We start from the raw sequence: 14,586 nt of genomic DNA on the forward strand, positions 1-14,586 counted from the left end.
CTTTCTAGGCGAGGAGTGCGCGCAGCGGCGCCAGCGTGTCCTGCAATTGCGCGAAGGCGCGCTCGCGCTCGCCGTCCAGGCGCTGCGCGGCCTCCAGTTCGATGGGCTGGAAGCGCAGCGTCTGCCCGGGCGCGGCCTGCGCCAGGATGGGCAGGTCCACCGTGGCGATCTGCGCGATCTTGGGATAGCCGCCGGTGGTCTGGCGGTCGGCCATGAGGATGATGGCCTCGCCGCCCGAGGGCACCTGCACGGTGCCGAAGCAGGCGGCCTCCGACAGCATCTGGCGCGGCTCGCTCATGGACAGCGCGGGGCCCAGCAGCCGGTAGCCCATGCGGTCGGATTGCGGGCTGATGCGGAATTCGGCCTCGGCGAAGGCCCGGCGGGACGCTTGCGAGAACTCGTGCCAGTGCATGCCCGGCAAAAAGCGCACGGCGCTGCGGCGCGGCGCGCCCAGCGCGGACGGCAGGTACACGCGCAGCTGCCACAGCGCATCCTGCAACGCGTCCATGTCGCGTCCGCCGTCCAGCGGCTTGCGCAGCGGCAGCTGGTCGCCCCTGGCCAGCGCGCGGCCGTGAAAGCCGCCGAAGCCGCTGCGCAGATAAGTGCTTTCGCTGCCCATGACCGGCTCCAGCGCGAAGCCGCCATGCACCGCCAGATAGCCGCGCACGCCCACGGCCGGGCGGGCGCCGAAGGCCAGCGTGTCGCCGGCCTGCGCGACCAGCGGGCGGTGCACCGGCAGTTCGCGGCCATTGAGCGTGGCGCCCAGGTCGGCGCCAGCCAGCGCGAAGCAGGCCGGCGCGTCGAACCGCAGGGTCGGGCCGGTCAGCGTCATTTCCAGGGTGGCCGGGTCGCCGGCGTTGCCGGCCAGCGCGTTGGCCAGCCGGTGGGCGCGCTCGTCCATGGCGCCGGCGGCCGGAATGCCCTGGTGCTGGTAGCCCTCGCGGCCGCGGTCCTGGAAGCTCGACAGCATGCCGGGCTTGATGACGGTCAGGCTCATCGTCCGGCCTCCCGGATGCGGTCGAACTCGTCGGGGCCGATGGGCACGAAGCGCACGGAATCGCCGGGCTGCAGCAGGGCGGCCGGCTCGCGGGCCGGATCGAACATGGTCAGCGGCGTGGCGCCGATGATGTTCCAGCCGCCGGGCAGGCGGTTCGGGTAGATCACGGTCTGGCGGTTGGCCACCGCCACCGCGCCCATCGGCACGGCGGTGCGCGGCGAGGGACGGCGGGGAATGTTCAGTTTTTCGTCGTGCACGCCCAGGTAGGCGTGGCCGGGCGCGAACCCCAGCATGAACACCATGCTGCGCGGCTGGCTGTGCAGCGCGATCACGTCTTCGGGCGTGAGGCCGGCGGCGCGCGCCACGTCGTCCAGGTCGGGACCGTGCTCGCCACCGTAGCAGACGGGAATGTCGACTTCGCGCCCGCCCGAGGCGTCGACGCTTATGCCGGCCTCCAGCAACTGGCCGATGCGCTCGGCCAGCTGGGCGTACGAGGGGTTGCCCCGGGCGTCAGGCCGGTAATGCACCGCCACCGCGACGAAGGAGGGCACCACGTCGGCCACGCCGGGCAGCCGCGCCTCGCGCAGCCGGGCGGCCGCGGCCAGACAGGTGCGGCCGATCGACGCATCGATGCGGTCGCCGAAGGAAACGATCAGGCAGCGGTCGCCCTGGGGCAGGATGCGCCAGGCGGTTTCGGCCGAAGAAGGGGGTTCTGATAGTACGTTCAACGACACGAAACCTGTAGGAACGGATTACTTGGCGAACAACGAATCCATGTTCTTGAACGCCTTGAACTCCAGCGCGTTGCCCGACGGGTCCAGGAAGAACATGGTGGCCTGCTCGCCGACCTCGCCCTTGAAGCGGATGTAGGGCTCGATGACGAATTCGGTGCCCGCGTCGGTCAGGCGCTTGGCCATGGCTTCCCATTGTTCCATGGAAAGCACGGCGCCGAAATGGCGCACCGGCACATTATGCGAGTCTACGGCGCTGGTGGCATGGTGGCCGCATTCGCCGGGCGCGAGGTGGGCCACGATCTGGTGGCCGTAGAAGTTGAAATCGACCCATTCGGGCGAGCTGCGGCCTTCGGGACAGCCCAGTTTTTCGCCATAGAAGGCGCGGGCTTCGGCCAGGTCGCGGACCGGGAAGGCCAGATGGAACGGCGGCAGTTGGGTTTGAGCGGTCATGTGGGGCTCCGGAAGCGGTGAGGAAGAATTGCCAGGGCCTATTTTATTGATTGTTTTTTTGATCCAAAAACGATATTTTTTGTGCCTTAGCATCGAAAAAATTGATTGTGATCAAAGAGTTCAAGACCTTTATCGCGGTGGCCCGGGACGGCACTTTCACCGGCGCGGGGGCGCAGCTGGGCCTGACCCAGTCGGCGGTCAGCGCCCAGATCAAGCGCCTGGAGGAATACCTGGGCGTGACGCTGTTCGAGCGCAGCGCGCGGGCGGCGGCGCTCAACGCCCACGGCCGCGAGATGCTGCCGCAGGCCGAGGAGCTCGTGGCCATGGCCGAGCGCATGGTGACCACGGCCGGCGCCGGCCACGTCAGCGGATCGCTGCGCATCGGCGCCATCGCCTCGGTGCAGCAGGACCTGCTGGTGCGCGCGCTGGGACGGTTTCGGGCCGTCTATCCCGACGTGCGCGTGCGGGTGGTGCCGGGCGTGTCGCTGGCGCTGCTGGGCCAGGTGGACGCGGGCGAGGTGGACATGGCCATGCTGATCCGCCCGCCCTTCGCCCTGCCGCCGGAGCTGGGCTGGCAGCCGCTGATGCGCGAGCCGGTCATGCTGGCCGTGCCCGCAGCCCTGCCGGACGCGCCGTGGCGCGAGCTGCTGGCGAGCCAGCCCTTCATCCGCTACGACCGGGCTTCGTTCGGCGGCCGGGCCGTGGACGTGTTCCTGAAGAAGCACCGCATCACGGTGCATGACGCCGTGGAGCTGGACGAAGTCGACGCCATCGCCAACATGGTGCGCCACGGCCTGGGCGTGGCGCTCCTGCCGCGCCTGCGGCGGCTGGACATGACCGGCCTGCGGCTGCTGCCGCTGGGCGAGACGCCGCTATGGCGCGAGATCGGCCTGATCGGCCGCCTGCCGTTCGAAGCCGGCGGGGTGCGCGAGAAGATGGCGGAGTGCCTGGCGAGCGCCGCCAACGAGGCGCCGCCGGCCGACGGATTACGCGCGTTTCACAACCTGTCGCAACGCACCGTGATGGGATGATCGCGCAGCGTCGTCATCACGATGTCGTCGACCTGGCCGTCGACGTCGGTGATGACGTAGCCGATCTGGCCCTTGGTCTGCAGGGTCTGGCTGACGATGTTCAGGCCGTGCTGCGCCATCAGGTTGTCGAGCGTGCCGAGCGCGCCCGGGGCGTTGCGGTGCACGTGCAGGATGCGCGTGCCGCCGGCCGGCTCCAGGTAGGGCAGTTCGGGGAAGTTGACCGCGCCCTTGGTGGTGCCCGCCTGCAGGAAGCGCACCAGTTTTTCGGCGACTTCGCGGCCGATGTTTTCCTGGGATTCCTGCGTGCTGCCGCCGATGTGCGGGGTCAGGATGACGTTGGGCATGCCGATCAGCGGGCTGGCCAGCGGTTCGTCCGGACCCTTGGGCTCGGTGGGGAACACGTCCAGCGCCGCGCCGGCCAGGTGGCCGGACTTGAGGGCCTCGTGCAGGGCCTGGATGTCGACCACCGTGCCGCGCGAGGCGTTGATCAGGATTGCGCCGCGCCGCATGCGCGCGATGGTCTGCGCGTTCATGATTTTTTCGGTCGACTTGCCGCCCGGCACATGCAGCGTGACGACGTCGGACTGCTCCAGCAGCTCGTCGAGCGAGCCGGCGGGGCGGGCGTTGCCCAGCGGCAGCTTGGCCTCGACGTCGTGGTAGACGACGCGCATGCCCAGGCTTTCGGCCAGCGTGCTGATCTGCGAGCCGATGTTGCCGTAGCCCACGATGCCCAGGGTCTTGCCGCGGGTCTCGAAGGCGCCGGCGGCGCTCTTGTCCCAGTGGCCCAGGTGCACGCGCGCGTTTTTCTCGGGGATGCGGCGCAGCAGCAGGATGGCTTCGCCCAGCACCAGCTCGGCGACCGAGCGGGTGTTGGAGAAGGGCGCGTTGAACACCGGCACGCCGCGCTGCATGGCGGCGTCCAGGTCGACCTGGTTGGTGCCGATGCAGAAGCAGCCCACGACGCGCAGGTCGGGGTTGTCGGACAGCAGGCCGGCGTCCAGGTGCGTGCGAGAACGGATCCCCGCCACCTGCGCGCCGCGCAGGGCGTCGCGCAGCTGCGCCGGCGGCAGTGCCGCGGCATGCGTGACGATGTCGGTGTAGCCGGCGGCCTCGAAGACGGCGCGGGCGCTGGGATGGATGTTCTCGAACAGGACGATTTGTGCCATGACTGCCTGGGGGGTAGGGGTGGAACGAATGCGTTTCACCTATTGTGGCGCATTTTTGCTGCGGTGCAAGGAGTAGCCACAGGCACGTTGTGGCTGCTCCCGTTCCCCCGGCCAGGACGCTAGCGGTAGGCCTGGAACACCTGGGCGCCGCCGCGCTTGTCGACCAGCAGCACGTCGTGCGGCGTCTTGCGTCCGCCGTACTCGGGGCCGTCCATGCCGGGCGAGCCCAGCGGCATGCCCGGGGCGGCCAGGCCGGCCGCCTCGGGCTTTTCCAGCAGCAGCCGGCGCACGTCGCTGGCGGGCACGTGGCCTTCGATGGCGTAGCCGCCCACGGCGGCCGTGTGGCAGGAGCCGTAGTCGGCCATGCCGGCGTTGCGGCGGATGGGGCCGGTGTCCTGCACGTCGTGCGCGATCACCTCGAAGCCGTTGTCGCGCATGTGCTTGACCCAGTCTTCGCAACAGCCGCAGGTGGGGGTCTTCCACACTTCGACCTTGGTGGGGGCCTCGGCGTAGGCGTAGGCGGGCACGCTCAGGACGGCGGCAAGCGCCAGGCGGCGCGCAAGTCGGGAAACGTTCATGATGCTCCGTACGGAAATGTGAACATGGGGCTCAAAACCAGAACCGCACGCCCGCGATGACGGCGGTCTGCGACCGGCTGGCGCCGGCCTCGGACGCGTAGCTGGCGGTCTGGCCGAACTTACGTTCGAAGGATACGCCAATATAGGGCGCGAACTCGCGCGTGATTTCGTAGCGCAGCCGCAGCGACAGCGCGCCTTCGGCCAGGCCCGAGCCGATGCCGCGGTCCGGGTCGTCCTTGCCGTAGAAGCTGGCTTCCAGCTCCGGCGTGAAGATCAGGCGCTGCGTCAGCAGCAGGTCGTATTCGGCCTTGAGCGCCAAAGCGGTACGGCCGGACGAGCCCACGTAGCCGGTGGCGTCCAGTTCGATGTTGTAGGGCAGCAGGCCCTCGATGCCGATGGCGGCCCAGTTGCGCTTGGGGCCCGTGCCGATGTCGCGGCGCGCGCCCAGCTGCAGGTCCCAGAAGGGCGAGACGGCATGGCTCCAGAAGGCCTCGACCTTGCCGCTCGATCCGCCGCCGTTCTCGGCCTCGCCCTCGCTCTTGACGAGCAGGCGGTCGGTGGCCGAGCCGAACCAGAAGCGTCCGTCCCATTCCCGGGCGTACTCGCCGTCGCGGTTGCGGGACACGCCGAACTTGTCGAACAGGACCTGCCATGTCGCGGTGCTGTCCATCATGTGCGCATGGATGCCGTAGCTGTCGTAGCCGCGCTCGCCGGCGCCGTCGCTGGAAGGCAGGCTGCCGACCGGCGGCGCGGCCGGGGCGTCGCTCATCGAACCGTGGTCCATGCCGGGCATGGAACCGTGGTCCATCGGCGCGGGCGCGGGCGCGCTGCCGTGGTTCATCGAGCCGTGATCCATGCCGGGCATGGAGCCGTGATCCATCGCGGCGGGCTGGGCCCATGCCGCGGGGGCGGCAAGCGCTGCGGCCAGCGCGCAGGCGCGCAGGCCGCGGGTGTGGCGATTCATCGGTTTCATCGTCGTTTACTCCACCACGACCGCTCTGAACATGCCGGCCTCCATGTGATACAGCAGGTGGCAGTGGTAGGCCCAGTTGCCGCGCGCATCGGCGCTGACGCGGTAGCTCAGCCGCTGCGCCGGGTTGAGGGAAATGGTGTGCTTGCGCACCTGGAAAGCGCCGTCGGGCGATTCCAGGTCGCTCCACAGCCCGTGCAGGTGGATGGGGTGCGTCATCATCGTGTCGTTGACCAGCACGAAGCGCACGCGCTCGCCGTAGCGCAGCACGATGGGCTTGGCGTCCGTGTACTTCACGCCGTTGAACGACCACATGTAGCGTTCCATGGTGCCGGTCAGGTGCAGCTCGATCTCGCGCGACGGCGGCCGGTTGTCCGGCGGCTCGCGCATGGAGCGCAGGTCGGCGTAGGTCAGCACGCGCCGGCCGTTGTCGCGCAGGCCCACGCCGGGATCGTCCAGCCGGGTCGAGACCACGTCGGGCAGCATCGAATTGCTCACGCCGCGCTCGGTGGGATAGGGGTGCTTGACCTCGATCATGCCGCCCTGGCCGGCGCCGGAACCGTGGCCGCCGTGGTCCATGCCCGGCATCGCGCCGTGGCCGCCCGCGCCGCTGCCGCCGCCCATGTCGTGGCCGCCGCCGCCCATGTCGTGCGCCATGCCCATGTCCATCATGCCCAGCAGCTGCACCCGGTCCAGCTCCGGAATCTCGGCCTGCATGCCGGCGCGCGGCGCCAGCGTGGCGCGCGCGTAGCCCGAACGGTCCATGGCCTGCGAGAAGATGGTGTAGGCGCGTTCGTCCCGCGGCTCGACGATGACGTCGTAGGTTTCGGCCACGCCGATGCGGAACTCGTCCACGTCCACCGGCCGCACGTCCTGGCCGTCGGCCGCGACCACCGTCATCTTCAGCCCCGGGATGCGGACGTCGAAGTACGTCATCGCCGAACCGTTGATGAAGCGCAGGCGGATGCGCTCGCCCGGCTTGAACAGGCCGGTCCAGTTGCCGGCCGGCGTCACGCCGTTGGTCAGGAAGGTGTAGGTGGCGCCGGACACGTCGGCCAGGTCCGACGGATTCATGCGCATCTGCTCCCACATCAGCCGCTCCGACAGCGCCGGGCCCCAGCCCTTGTCGCGGGCCTCGGCGCGCAGGCTTTCGACGCTGGGCTGGATGCGGTTGTAGTAGTCCGGCATGATCTTCAGCTTGTTGAACAGCCGCATCGGATCTTCATCCGTCCAGTCCGACAGCAGCACCGTGTAGTCGCGGTCGGAGGCGATCGGATCGGGCCGGCGCGGATCGATCACGATGGCGCCGTACAGGCCGGTCTGCTCCTGGAAGCCGGAGTGGCTGTGATACCAGTATGTGCCGCTCTGGCGCACCTGGAAGCGGTAGGTGAAGGTCTGGCCGGGGTCGATGCCGGGAAAGCTCAGGCCGGGCACGCCGTCCATTTCGGTGGGCAGCAATATGCCGTGCCAGTGGATCGAGGTCTGTTCGCGCAGGCGGTTGGTGACGTGCAGGGTCACCGTGTCGCCTTCGCGCCAGCGCAGCAGCGGCGCCGGCACCTGGCCGTTGACGGTGGTGCCGACGCGCGCCGCGCCGGTGAAGTTGACCGGGGTTTCGCCGATCTCCAGGTGGAACTCGGTGCCGCGCAGCTCCGCGGCCGCCGCCGGGGCGGGGGTGGCCAGCGCCGCGCGCCAGTTGCCCAGCGCGGCCAGCGCGCCGCCGCCGGCCAGGCCCTGGACGAAACGGCGGCGGGAAAGAGGATGTGAATTCGTCATGGCCTACAGCACCGACACCGCGCCCTTCATGCCGGCGCTGTAGTGGCCGGGCTCCAGGCAGCCGAAAGACACCGTGCCGGCCTTGTCGAAGCGCCACACGATCTGGCCGCTCTTGCCGCCTTCCAGCGACACGGCGTTGGCCTCTTCGTGGCGCATGCCGGGGTCTTTCATCATCATGTCGTAGTGCGCCTTCAGGTCGGCGTCGGAGCCCAGCACCAGCTCGTGGCGGATGCGGCCGGAGTTGCGCACGTTCAGGCGCACGGTCTCGCCGGCCTTGACCTCGATGCGGGCCGGCGTGAAGCGCATGGCGTCGGACATGTCCACGTCGATGCTGCGGGTGACCTTGGCCGGATCGCCCGGCTTGCCGATGGGGGCGGAGGCGGCCGGCATGGCATGGCCGCCGTGACCGCCGGCGGCATATGCGGCGCCCGCGCTGAGGGTCAGGGTCAGGGCCAGGATGGCGGCCCGGTGAGTACGGAGCAGAGTGCCTTTCACGCGTATCCTTGGTAGTGGGGACGGTGATGGCACTGTAGGAAAACGGCGGTGACCCGACTCTGTCGCCTTGATTACATTTTTGTAATGTTGGCCGCGGCATGCCCCACGGGGCCGCGCAGCGTGATGCCGATGACGGTGCCGCGCTCGTCCGAGGCGGCGTCCACTTCGCCGCCGTGCATGCGGGCGATGGCGCGCACGATCGCCAGGCCCAGCCCGTGGCCTTCGCTGCGCGGCGCGCGCGACTGCCCGGAGCGGAAGAAGCGGTCGAAGATGCGCGGCAGGTCGGCGGCGGGGATGGCCGGGCCGGGGTTGCGCACCTCGACCCGCGCGCCGGCCGCCGACACCGAGCACGCCAGCACGATTTCGCCGCCGGCCGGGCAGGCCTTGATGGCGTTGGAGATCAGATTGGCCAGAGCCCGCCGCACCAGCCCCGGGTTGGCGGCGACGATGGCGTCGCCGGCGCAGCGCAGGTGCACGCCGTGCGCTTCCAGCATCGCTTCGTAGTATTCCGCCACGCGCCGCGCTTCGGCGGCCAGCGACACCGGCGCCAGGTCGGCCGCGCGCTCGCCGCGGTCGGCGCGCGCCAGGAACAGCATGTCGTTGACCAGGGTCTTCAGGTCTTCCAGTTCTTCCAGGTTGGATTCCAGCGCGTCGCGCAGCTCGCCCGCCTCGCGCGGCGAGGACAGCATGACCTGCGTGCCGTTGATGAGCGTGGCCAGCGGCGTGCGCAGCTCGTGCGCCACGTCGGCGTTGAAACCTTCCATCTGCTGGTAGGCCTCCTGCAGCCGTTCCAGGGTGCGGTTGAAGGAGCGCACCAGCTCGTGCAGTTCGCGGTCGGTGTCTTTCAGCGGCAGGCGGCGCGACAGGTTGTCGGGCTGGATGCGGGCCGCCTGTTCGGACAGCCGGCGCGCCGGCGCCATGCTGCGGCGCACGGCCCAGGCCGCCAGCACCACGGTGGCGCCCACCCACAGCGCGCAGATCAGCACCAGCGCGGTGCCGTAGGCGTACAGGAACTGCGCGCTGGTGCGCGTGCTGACGGCCACGGTCAGCTGCGCGCCGGGCAGGATACGGTCGTTGATGTCCACGCGCAGGCCGCGCATGCGTCCACCATCCGGGGCCTGCAGCACCACCTGCCCGTCGGGCCGCGTCTCCAGCGTCTGCGGCGCGGCGCCGCCATAGACCACCTTGCCGCCGGCCTCCATGATCCAGATGCCCAGCTGGCCCTGGCCCGCGCGCATTTCGTCGAAGGCGGCGGCCAGGTCGGACAGGCCGCTGGCGCTGTTCTGCATGTCGATCAGATGGTTGATCAGCTCCAGCTTGCCGCTGACTTCGGTGATCTCCTGGCGTTCGACTTCGCGCTTGAGCGCCCAGAATAGCGTGGCGCCGGCCAGGCTGGAGACCAGCAGCGCGATGGCGCCCAGCAGCAGCGTCAGGCGCGCCTGCATCGAGCGCATGCGCAGCGGCCTCATGCGTGGCGCGATTCCAGCACGTAGCCCATGCCGCGCACCGTGTGCAGCAGTTTGGTGTCGTAGGGATCGTCCAGTTTGCCGCGCAGCCGCCGCACCGCCACGTCGATGACGTTGGTGTCGCTGTCGAAGTTCATGTCCCAGACCTGTTCGGCCAGCGTGGTGCGCGACAGCACCTGGCCCTGGCGGCGCATCAGCAGCGCCAGCAGGCTGAATTCCTTGGCCGTCAGGTCCAGCCGCCGTCCGGCCCGCTGGGCGCGGCGCCGGGCCAGATCCAGTTCCAGGTCGGCCAGGCGCAGCACGGTGGGTTCCTGCGAGCGGCCGCGGCGCAGCAGCGCCTGCACGCGCGCCAGCAGTTCGGAGAAGGCGAAGGGCTTGATCAGGTAGTCGTCGGCGCCGCCTTCGAGGCCGCGGACCCGGTCCTCGACCGCGTCGCGCGCCGTCAGCATCAGGATGGGGGTGTCCTTCTGCGCGCGCACGGCGGCCAGGATGCCGAAGCCGTCCACGCCGGGCAGCATCACGTCCAGCACGATCAGGTCGTAGGCGCCTTCCAGCGCCAGGTGCAGGCCGTTGACGCCGTCGCGGGCCAGGTCCACGACGTGGCTTTGCTCCGACAGCCCCTTCTTGAGGTAGTCGGCCAGTTTGGTTTCGTCTTCGATGACCAGGATGCGCATGGCCCGAAATGTACCACCGGCGAGGCCGGCCAGGCGCAGTCGGCGTAGCGGTCAGGCTTCGACGGCCACGCGGTCCGGCGGGAAGCGCAGCGCGAACACGCTGCCCTTGCCCTGTTCGCTGCTGATCAGCAGTTCGGCGTCGTGGCGCATGGCGATGTGCTTGGTGATCGCCAGGCCCAGGCCGGTGCCGCCGACGGCGCGCGAACGGCCGCGGTCCACGCGGTAGAAGCGCTCGGTCAGGCGCGGCAGATGGCGCGCCGGAATGCCGATGCCGGTGTCCTGCACGCTGTAGCGCGCGCCGCCGTCTTCTTCGCGTTCCCAGCGCACGGTGATGGCGCCGCCGTCCGGCGTGTAGCGCACGGCGTTGGTCAGCAGGTTGGACAGGGCCGAGGCCAGCTCGGTTTCCGCGCCCAGCACGTCCAGCGTTTCGTCCACGTGCCATTGCAGCACGTGGCGTCCGCCGGACAGGGCCTCGATCTGCTGGCGCGCCTTCTGCAGCAGGGTGCCGATGTTGACCGCGCGCGGCTCGGTGCCGGGCGAGGATTCCAGCGTGGACAGGGTCAGCAGGTCTTCGACGATGGCCTGCATGCGCTGGGCCTGCTCGTGCATCATGTCGACGTACTGCTCGCGCTGTTCGGCCGGCAGGGCCTCGGCGGGCAGGTCGCGCAGCGTTTCCAGAAAGCCCGCCAGCACCGTCAGCGGCGTGCGCAGTTCGTGCGAGACGTTGGCCACGAAATCGCGGCGCGTGGTTTCCAGGCGCTCGATCTGGGTGACGTCGCGGGTGATCAGCAGGCGCTGGTTGCTGGCGTAGGCCGTGAGCTGCATCATCATCAGCCGCTCCTGGCCGTTCTGGCCCAGGCGCACCAGGATGGGATCGGGCCACGAGGCGCGGTGCGCGTATTCGACGAATTCGGGCGCGCGCAGCAGGTTCAGCAGATTGTGGCCGCGGTCGGCCGGCAGGCGCAGGCCCAGGTGCTGGCGCGCCATGCGGTTGCACCAGTCGATCTGGAAATCTTCATTGAGCGTGACCGCGCCGTCGGGCAGCGCCTGGGCCGCGGCCAGCATGCCGTGCATGGTGTTGCGGGTTTCGGCCAGCTCGCGGGCGCGGGCCCGGGTGTAGCGGTACAGCGGCGCGAGGATGTCGTCCCACGGGCCGACCGAGGCGGGCGGGGCGGAGTCGGGGTTGTTGGCCCAGCGCGAAACCAGGTGCAGGCGCCAGCTGCGCCAGACCAGCATGGCGCACAGCGCCGCGCTGAACAGAATCCAGCCCGCCGGGTTGCCGATAAGCCATTGGGCGATAAACGCCGCGATCGCCCACAGGGCGATCAGGAAAAGGGTGCGCAGCCAGATCATCGTGCGGGAGTTTTACCGCGTCGGAAGCTGGGCAGTAAACCGGTAGCCGCTGCCGCGCACGGTTTCCACGTGCGCGTCGTGCCCGCTGGGTTCGAGCGCCTTGCGCAGGCGGCGGATGTGCACGTCGACCGTGCGTTCTTCCACGAACACGTGGTCGCCCCAGACCTGGTCCAGCAGTTGCGAGCGCGAGAACACGCGCTCGGGATGGGTCATGAAGAAATGCAGCAGGCGGAATTCGGTGGGGCCGATCTGCAGCGACTGGCTGTTGCCCGAGAGGCGGTGGGTGACCGGGTCGAGCTTGAGGCCGCCCACGTCGATCACGTCGTCGGTGAGCTGGGGCGCGCGGCGGCGCAGCACCGCCTTGATGCGGGCCATCAGCTCCTTGGGCGAGAAGGGCTTGGTGATGTAGTCGTCGGCGCCGGCTTCCAGGCCGTCGACCTTGTCCTGCTCGGAGCCCTTGGCCGTCAGCATGATGACCGGCACCGCGCGGGTGCGCTCGTCGTTGCGCAGCTTGCGCGCCATGGCCAGGCCCGAGGTGCCGGGCAGCATCCAGTCGAGCAGGATCAGGTCGGGGAGTTCGGCGCGGATCAGCGTCTGGGCCTGGTCGGCGTCGAAGGCACGCAGCACTTTGTGACCGGCGAAGGACAGGTTGACGGCGATCAGTTCCTGGATGGCGGGTTCGTCTTCGACGACGAGGATAGTGCTGGACATGGCGGATTGGGCACACTTCTGAGCGCCGGCGCGGCGCGAACATTGCGATAGTATGGCCGCAATATTTCAGGTATGTGACGAGCGCCGGCTGTCGGACCATTCCGAAGCCATTCCGCCTGCCGATCCGGCCGGCCCGGAAGGCGGAATCGGGGGCCAATAGGCTACCATTGGACGATATATCGGGAATTCACCATGCAAAACCCCTCCGAATCGCAACATTCCGCGGATTCCGCCTCGCCCTCCACCCATTTCGGCTTCCAATCGGTGCCGGAAAGCGAAAAAGCCCGCAAGGTGGCCGAAGTCTTCCATTCGGTCGCCCAGCGCTACGACGTCATGAACGATTTCATGTCGGCGGGCCTGCACCGGGTCTGGAAGGCCTTCACCATCGGCCGCGCCGCCATCCGGCCCGGCATGAAGGTGCTGGACATCGCCGGCGGCACCGGCGACCTGGCCAAGGCCTTCGCCAAGCGCGCCGGCCCCACGGGCGAGGTCTGGCTCACCGACATCAACGATTCCATGCTGCGGGTGGGCCGCGACCGCCTGACCGACGCCGGCCTGCTGGTGCCCGCGGCCGTGTGCGACGCCGAGCGCCTGCCGTTTCCCTCGGGCTATTTCGACCGCGTCAGCGTGGCCTTCGGCCTGCGCAACATGACCCACAAGGACCGCGCCCTGGCCGAAATGACCCGGGTGCTCAAGCCGGGCGGCAAGCTGCTGGTGCTGGAATTCTCCCGCATCGCCAAGCCGCTGGCGCCGGCCTACGACTGGTATTCCTTCAATGTGCTGCCCTGGCTGGGCAAGACCATCGCCAAGGACGAGGCCAGCTACCGCTACCTGGCCGAATCGATCCGCATGCATCCCGACCAGGAAACCCTGGCCGACATGCTGCGCACGGCCGGCCTGGAACGGGTGCAGTACTTCAACCTGACGGCCGGCATCGCCGCCTTGCACGAAGGCGTGCGGCTGGGCTGATCTCCCCCTGCCGCCCAGCGATTTCCGCCCGGTTTGCGGAACTTGTAGGGCGGCGTCTTGTCCGTTATTCTTACGGTATTCAGATTGTTGTAAGAAAAGTCGTGACCCAAGCTCCGCAACCTGCGGAGATTCCTGCTGCTCGGGGCGGCGGGGGGCGCGAGTACGAGGAGCAATGTCCATGTCCAAATTCTGTCTTTCGCGGTTTGTCGCGGCGGCGCTCATCGCCGTTTCAGGCGCGGCGCTGGTGACGGCGTCGTTCGACGCCGAAGCCCGCCGTGCCGGCGGCGGCGGGAGCTTCGGCCGTCAGTCCACCAACGTGACCCAGCAGCGCCAGGCCACCACGCCGCCGACGGCCACCAACAACACGGCCGGCGCCACCTCCGCGCCCAGCGCGGCCACCGCCGGCGCGGCCACGGCCGGCGCCGCGGGCGCGGCCGCCAAGAGCGGCGCGTCGCGCTGGCTCGGCCCCATCGCCGGCATCGCCGCCGGCCTGGGCATCGCCGCGCTGCTCTCCAGCATGGGCCTGTCCGGCGCCTTCGCCGAGTTCCTGTCGTCGGCGCTGCTGATCGCCCTGGTGGTCTTCGCCATCATGTTCATCGTCCGCCGCCTGCGCGGCGCCGCGCCCCGCGCCGCCACGCAGGGCGCGTTCGGCGGCTCCCATAACAACAATGCGGCCAACGGCCAGCAGCAACCGATGTGGCGCGAATCGCTGCAGCCGGCCCCCGCTCCGGCGGCGGCTCCGGCCGCGGCCGCCGCGCCGGCCGTCCTGCCCAAGGCGGGCGACGACAACAACTGGTTCGTGCCGGGCGACTTCGACACGCCCAACTTCCTCAAGCAGGCCAAGGAGCAGTTCGTGCGCATCCAGGCCGTCTGGGACAGCGGCAGCACCGACCGCCTGCGCGAGTTCCTGACCGACGACCTGATCACCGAGCTCAAGCCGCAGCTGGCCGAGCGCGGCGCGGCGCCCAACAAGACCGAAGTCGTGCTGCTCAACGCCGAGCTGCTGGGCATCGAGACCGTGTCCGACGGCCACCTGGCCAGCGTGCGCTTCTCCGGCATGCTGCGCGAGACCCCGGGCGCCGAGGCCTTCCGCTTCGAGGAAGTCTGGAACCTCTTCAAGCCGCAGACTGGCGGCTGGCTGCTGGCCGGCATACAGCAGATCCCGGTGGACTACGCCAGCTGAGGCGGCGCGCCCGCCCTCCGTTGGGGATGCCGCAAG

At 69.5% G+C, this 14,586-nt stretch carries 15 protein-coding genes; 3 read left to right on the forward strand and 12 right to left on the reverse strand.

Annotation, left to right across the window (positions count from 1 at the left end; genetic code table 11):
- Nucleotides 1-4: 4 nt before the first annotated feature.
- The 3 genes from AC1IQ6_RS02095 to AC1IQ6_RS02105 are packed head-to-tail and all read right to left on the reverse strand — an operon-like array spanning nucleotide 5 to nucleotide 2,181.
- Nucleotides 5-997 carry a 5-oxoprolinase subunit C family protein gene (locus tag AC1IQ6_RS02095; protein ID WP_111826059.1) on the reverse strand — a complete coding sequence of 331 codons (993 nt, stop codon included), beginning with the start codon at nucleotides 995-997 and terminating at the stop codon, nucleotides 5-7.
- Entirely contained in the window at nucleotides 994-1,725 is a 732-nt protein-coding gene (gene pxpB, locus AC1IQ6_RS02100; protein ID WP_485865729.1) for a 5-oxoprolinase subunit PxpB, read from the reverse strand. The genes AC1IQ6_RS02095 and pxpB overlap by 4 nt, the downstream gene beginning before the upstream one ends.
- A gap of 24 nt (nucleotides 1,726-1,749) precedes the next feature.
- Complete coding sequence (locus tag AC1IQ6_RS02105) at nucleotides 1,750-2,181, reverse strand: VOC family protein (protein ID WP_102773279.1); 432 nt, start codon at nucleotides 2,179-2,181, stop codon at nucleotides 1,750-1,752.
- Between the two features lie 107 nt (nucleotides 2,182-2,288).
- Between AC1IQ6_RS02105 and AC1IQ6_RS02110 the strand changes: the two genes are divergently transcribed.
- Nucleotides 2,289-3,212, forward strand: coding sequence for a LysR family transcriptional regulator (locus tag AC1IQ6_RS02110; RefSeq protein ID WP_111826339.1), 924 nt, complete (start codon nucleotides 2,289-2,291; stop codon nucleotides 3,210-3,212).
- On the opposite strand, the gene serA is transcribed toward AC1IQ6_RS02110, so the two are convergent.
- From serA to phoB, 9 genes are all read right to left on the reverse strand, one after another.
- A complete protein-coding gene (gene serA / locus AC1IQ6_RS02115; RefSeq protein ID WP_102773281.1) occupies nucleotides 3,179-4,378 on the reverse strand; it encodes a phosphoglycerate dehydrogenase in 1,200 nt (399 codons plus the stop codon). The genes AC1IQ6_RS02110 and serA overlap by 34 nt on opposite strands.
- A 119-nt stretch (nucleotides 4,379-4,497) precedes the next feature.
- The gene (locus tag AC1IQ6_RS02120; protein ID WP_102773282.1) at nucleotides 4,498-4,956 is read right to left on the reverse strand and encodes a DUF411 domain-containing protein; all 459 of its coding nucleotides are present in this window, start codon (nucleotides 4,954-4,956) and stop codon (nucleotides 4,498-4,500) included.
- Between the two features lie 31 nt (nucleotides 4,957-4,987).
- The gene (locus AC1IQ6_RS02125; protein WP_485865730.1) at nucleotides 4,988-5,929 is read right to left on the reverse strand and encodes a copper resistance protein B; all 942 of its coding nucleotides are present in this window, start codon (nucleotides 5,927-5,929) and stop codon (nucleotides 4,988-4,990) included.
- Nucleotides 5,930-5,935: 6 nt separating this feature from the next.
- Nucleotides 5,936-7,699, reverse strand: a complete 1,764-nt coding sequence (locus tag AC1IQ6_RS02130) for a copper resistance system multicopper oxidase (protein ID WP_485865731.1) — start codon at nucleotides 7,697-7,699, stop codon at nucleotides 5,936-5,938.
- A gap of 3 nt (nucleotides 7,700-7,702) precedes the next feature.
- Complete coding sequence (locus AC1IQ6_RS02135; RefSeq protein WP_102773285.1) at nucleotides 7,703-8,194, reverse strand: cupredoxin domain-containing protein; 492 nt, start codon at nucleotides 8,192-8,194, stop codon at nucleotides 7,703-7,705.
- A 71-nt stretch (nucleotides 8,195-8,265) separates the two neighbouring features.
- Nucleotides 8,266-9,663, reverse strand: coding sequence for a heavy metal sensor histidine kinase (locus AC1IQ6_RS02140; RefSeq protein ID WP_102773286.1), 1,398 nt, complete (start codon nucleotides 9,661-9,663; stop codon nucleotides 8,266-8,268).
- The gene (locus AC1IQ6_RS02145; RefSeq protein WP_102773287.1) at nucleotides 9,660-10,334 is read right to left on the reverse strand and encodes a heavy metal response regulator transcription factor; all 675 of its coding nucleotides are present in this window, start codon (nucleotides 10,332-10,334) and stop codon (nucleotides 9,660-9,662) included. Before AC1IQ6_RS02145 ends, AC1IQ6_RS02140 begins: the two co-directional genes overlap by 4 nt.
- Before the next feature lie 51 nt (nucleotides 10,335-10,385).
- On the reverse strand, nucleotides 10,386-11,687 hold the full coding sequence (gene phoR / locus AC1IQ6_RS02150) for a phosphate regulon sensor histidine kinase PhoR (protein ID WP_102773288.1): 1,302 nt from the start codon (nucleotides 11,685-11,687) through the stop codon (nucleotides 10,386-10,388).
- 12 nt (nucleotides 11,688-11,699) lie between these two features.
- Nucleotides 11,700-12,398, reverse strand: a complete 699-nt coding sequence (gene phoB, locus AC1IQ6_RS02155) for a phosphate regulon transcriptional regulator PhoB (protein WP_006227196.1) — start codon at nucleotides 12,396-12,398, stop codon at nucleotides 11,700-11,702.
- A gap of 192 nt (nucleotides 12,399-12,590) precedes the next feature.
- On the opposite strand from phoB, the gene ubiE reads away from it, so the two are divergent.
- Nucleotides 12,591-13,367 (forward strand): bifunctional demethylmenaquinone methyltransferase/2-methoxy-6-polyprenyl-1,4-benzoquinol methylase UbiE, encoded by a 777-nt coding sequence (gene ubiE, locus AC1IQ6_RS02160; protein WP_102773289.1) that lies wholly within the window; start codon nucleotides 12,591-12,593, stop codon nucleotides 13,365-13,367.
- A gap of 178 nt (nucleotides 13,368-13,545) precedes the next feature.
- A complete protein-coding gene (locus AC1IQ6_RS02165) occupies nucleotides 13,546-14,550 on the forward strand; it encodes a Tim44 domain-containing protein (RefSeq protein ID WP_440130634.1) in 1,005 nt (334 codons plus the stop codon).
- The last annotated feature ends 36 nt before the right edge of the window (nucleotides 14,551-14,586 follow it).

The organism is Achromobacter sp. MUI-25009338 (assembly GCF_057359325.1).

Bases quoted from the DNA above. Each gene is read 5' to 3' on its own strand.
- AC1IQ6_RS02095 (WP_111826059.1), bottom strand. From the start codon at position 997: ATGAGCCTGACCGTCATCAAGCCCGGCATGCTGTCGAGCTTCCAGGAC.
- AC1IQ6_RS02105 (WP_102773279.1), bottom strand. From the start codon at position 2,181: ATGACCGCTCAAACCCAACTGCCGCCGTTCCATCTGGCCTTCCCGGTC.
- serA (WP_102773281.1), bottom strand. From the start codon at position 4,378: ATGGCACAAATCGTCCTGTTCGAGAACATCCATCCCAGCGCCCGCGCC.
- AC1IQ6_RS02120 (WP_102773282.1), bottom strand. From the start codon at position 4,956: ATGAACGTTTCCCGACTTGCGCGCCGCCTGGCGCTTGCCGCCGTCCTG.
- AC1IQ6_RS02125 (WP_485865730.1), bottom strand. From the start codon at position 5,929: ATGAAACCGATGAATCGCCACACCCGCGGCCTGCGCGCCTGCGCGCTG.
- AC1IQ6_RS02130 (WP_485865731.1), bottom strand. From the start codon at position 7,699: ATGACGAATTCACATCCTCTTTCCCGCCGCCGTTTCGTCCAGGGCCTG.
- AC1IQ6_RS02140 (WP_102773286.1), bottom strand. From the start codon at position 9,663: ATGAGGCCGCTGCGCATGCGCTCGATGCAGGCGCGCCTGACGCTGCTG.
- AC1IQ6_RS02145 (WP_102773287.1), bottom strand. From the start codon at position 10,334: ATGCGCATCCTGGTCATCGAAGACGAAACCAAACTGGCCGACTACCTC.
- phoR (WP_102773288.1), bottom strand. From the start codon at position 11,687: ATGATCTGGCTGCGCACCCTTTTCCTGATCGCCCTGTGGGCGATCGCG.
- phoB (WP_006227196.1), bottom strand. From the start codon at position 12,398: ATGTCCAGCACTATCCTCGTCGTCGAAGACGAACCCGCCATCCAGGAA.
- ubiE (WP_102773289.1), top strand. From the start codon at position 12,591: ATGCAAAACCCCTCCGAATCGCAACATTCCGCGGATTCCGCCTCGCCC.
- AC1IQ6_RS02165 (WP_440130634.1), top strand. From the start codon at position 13,546: ATGTCCAAATTCTGTCTTTCGCGGTTTGTCGCGGCGGCGCTCATCGCC.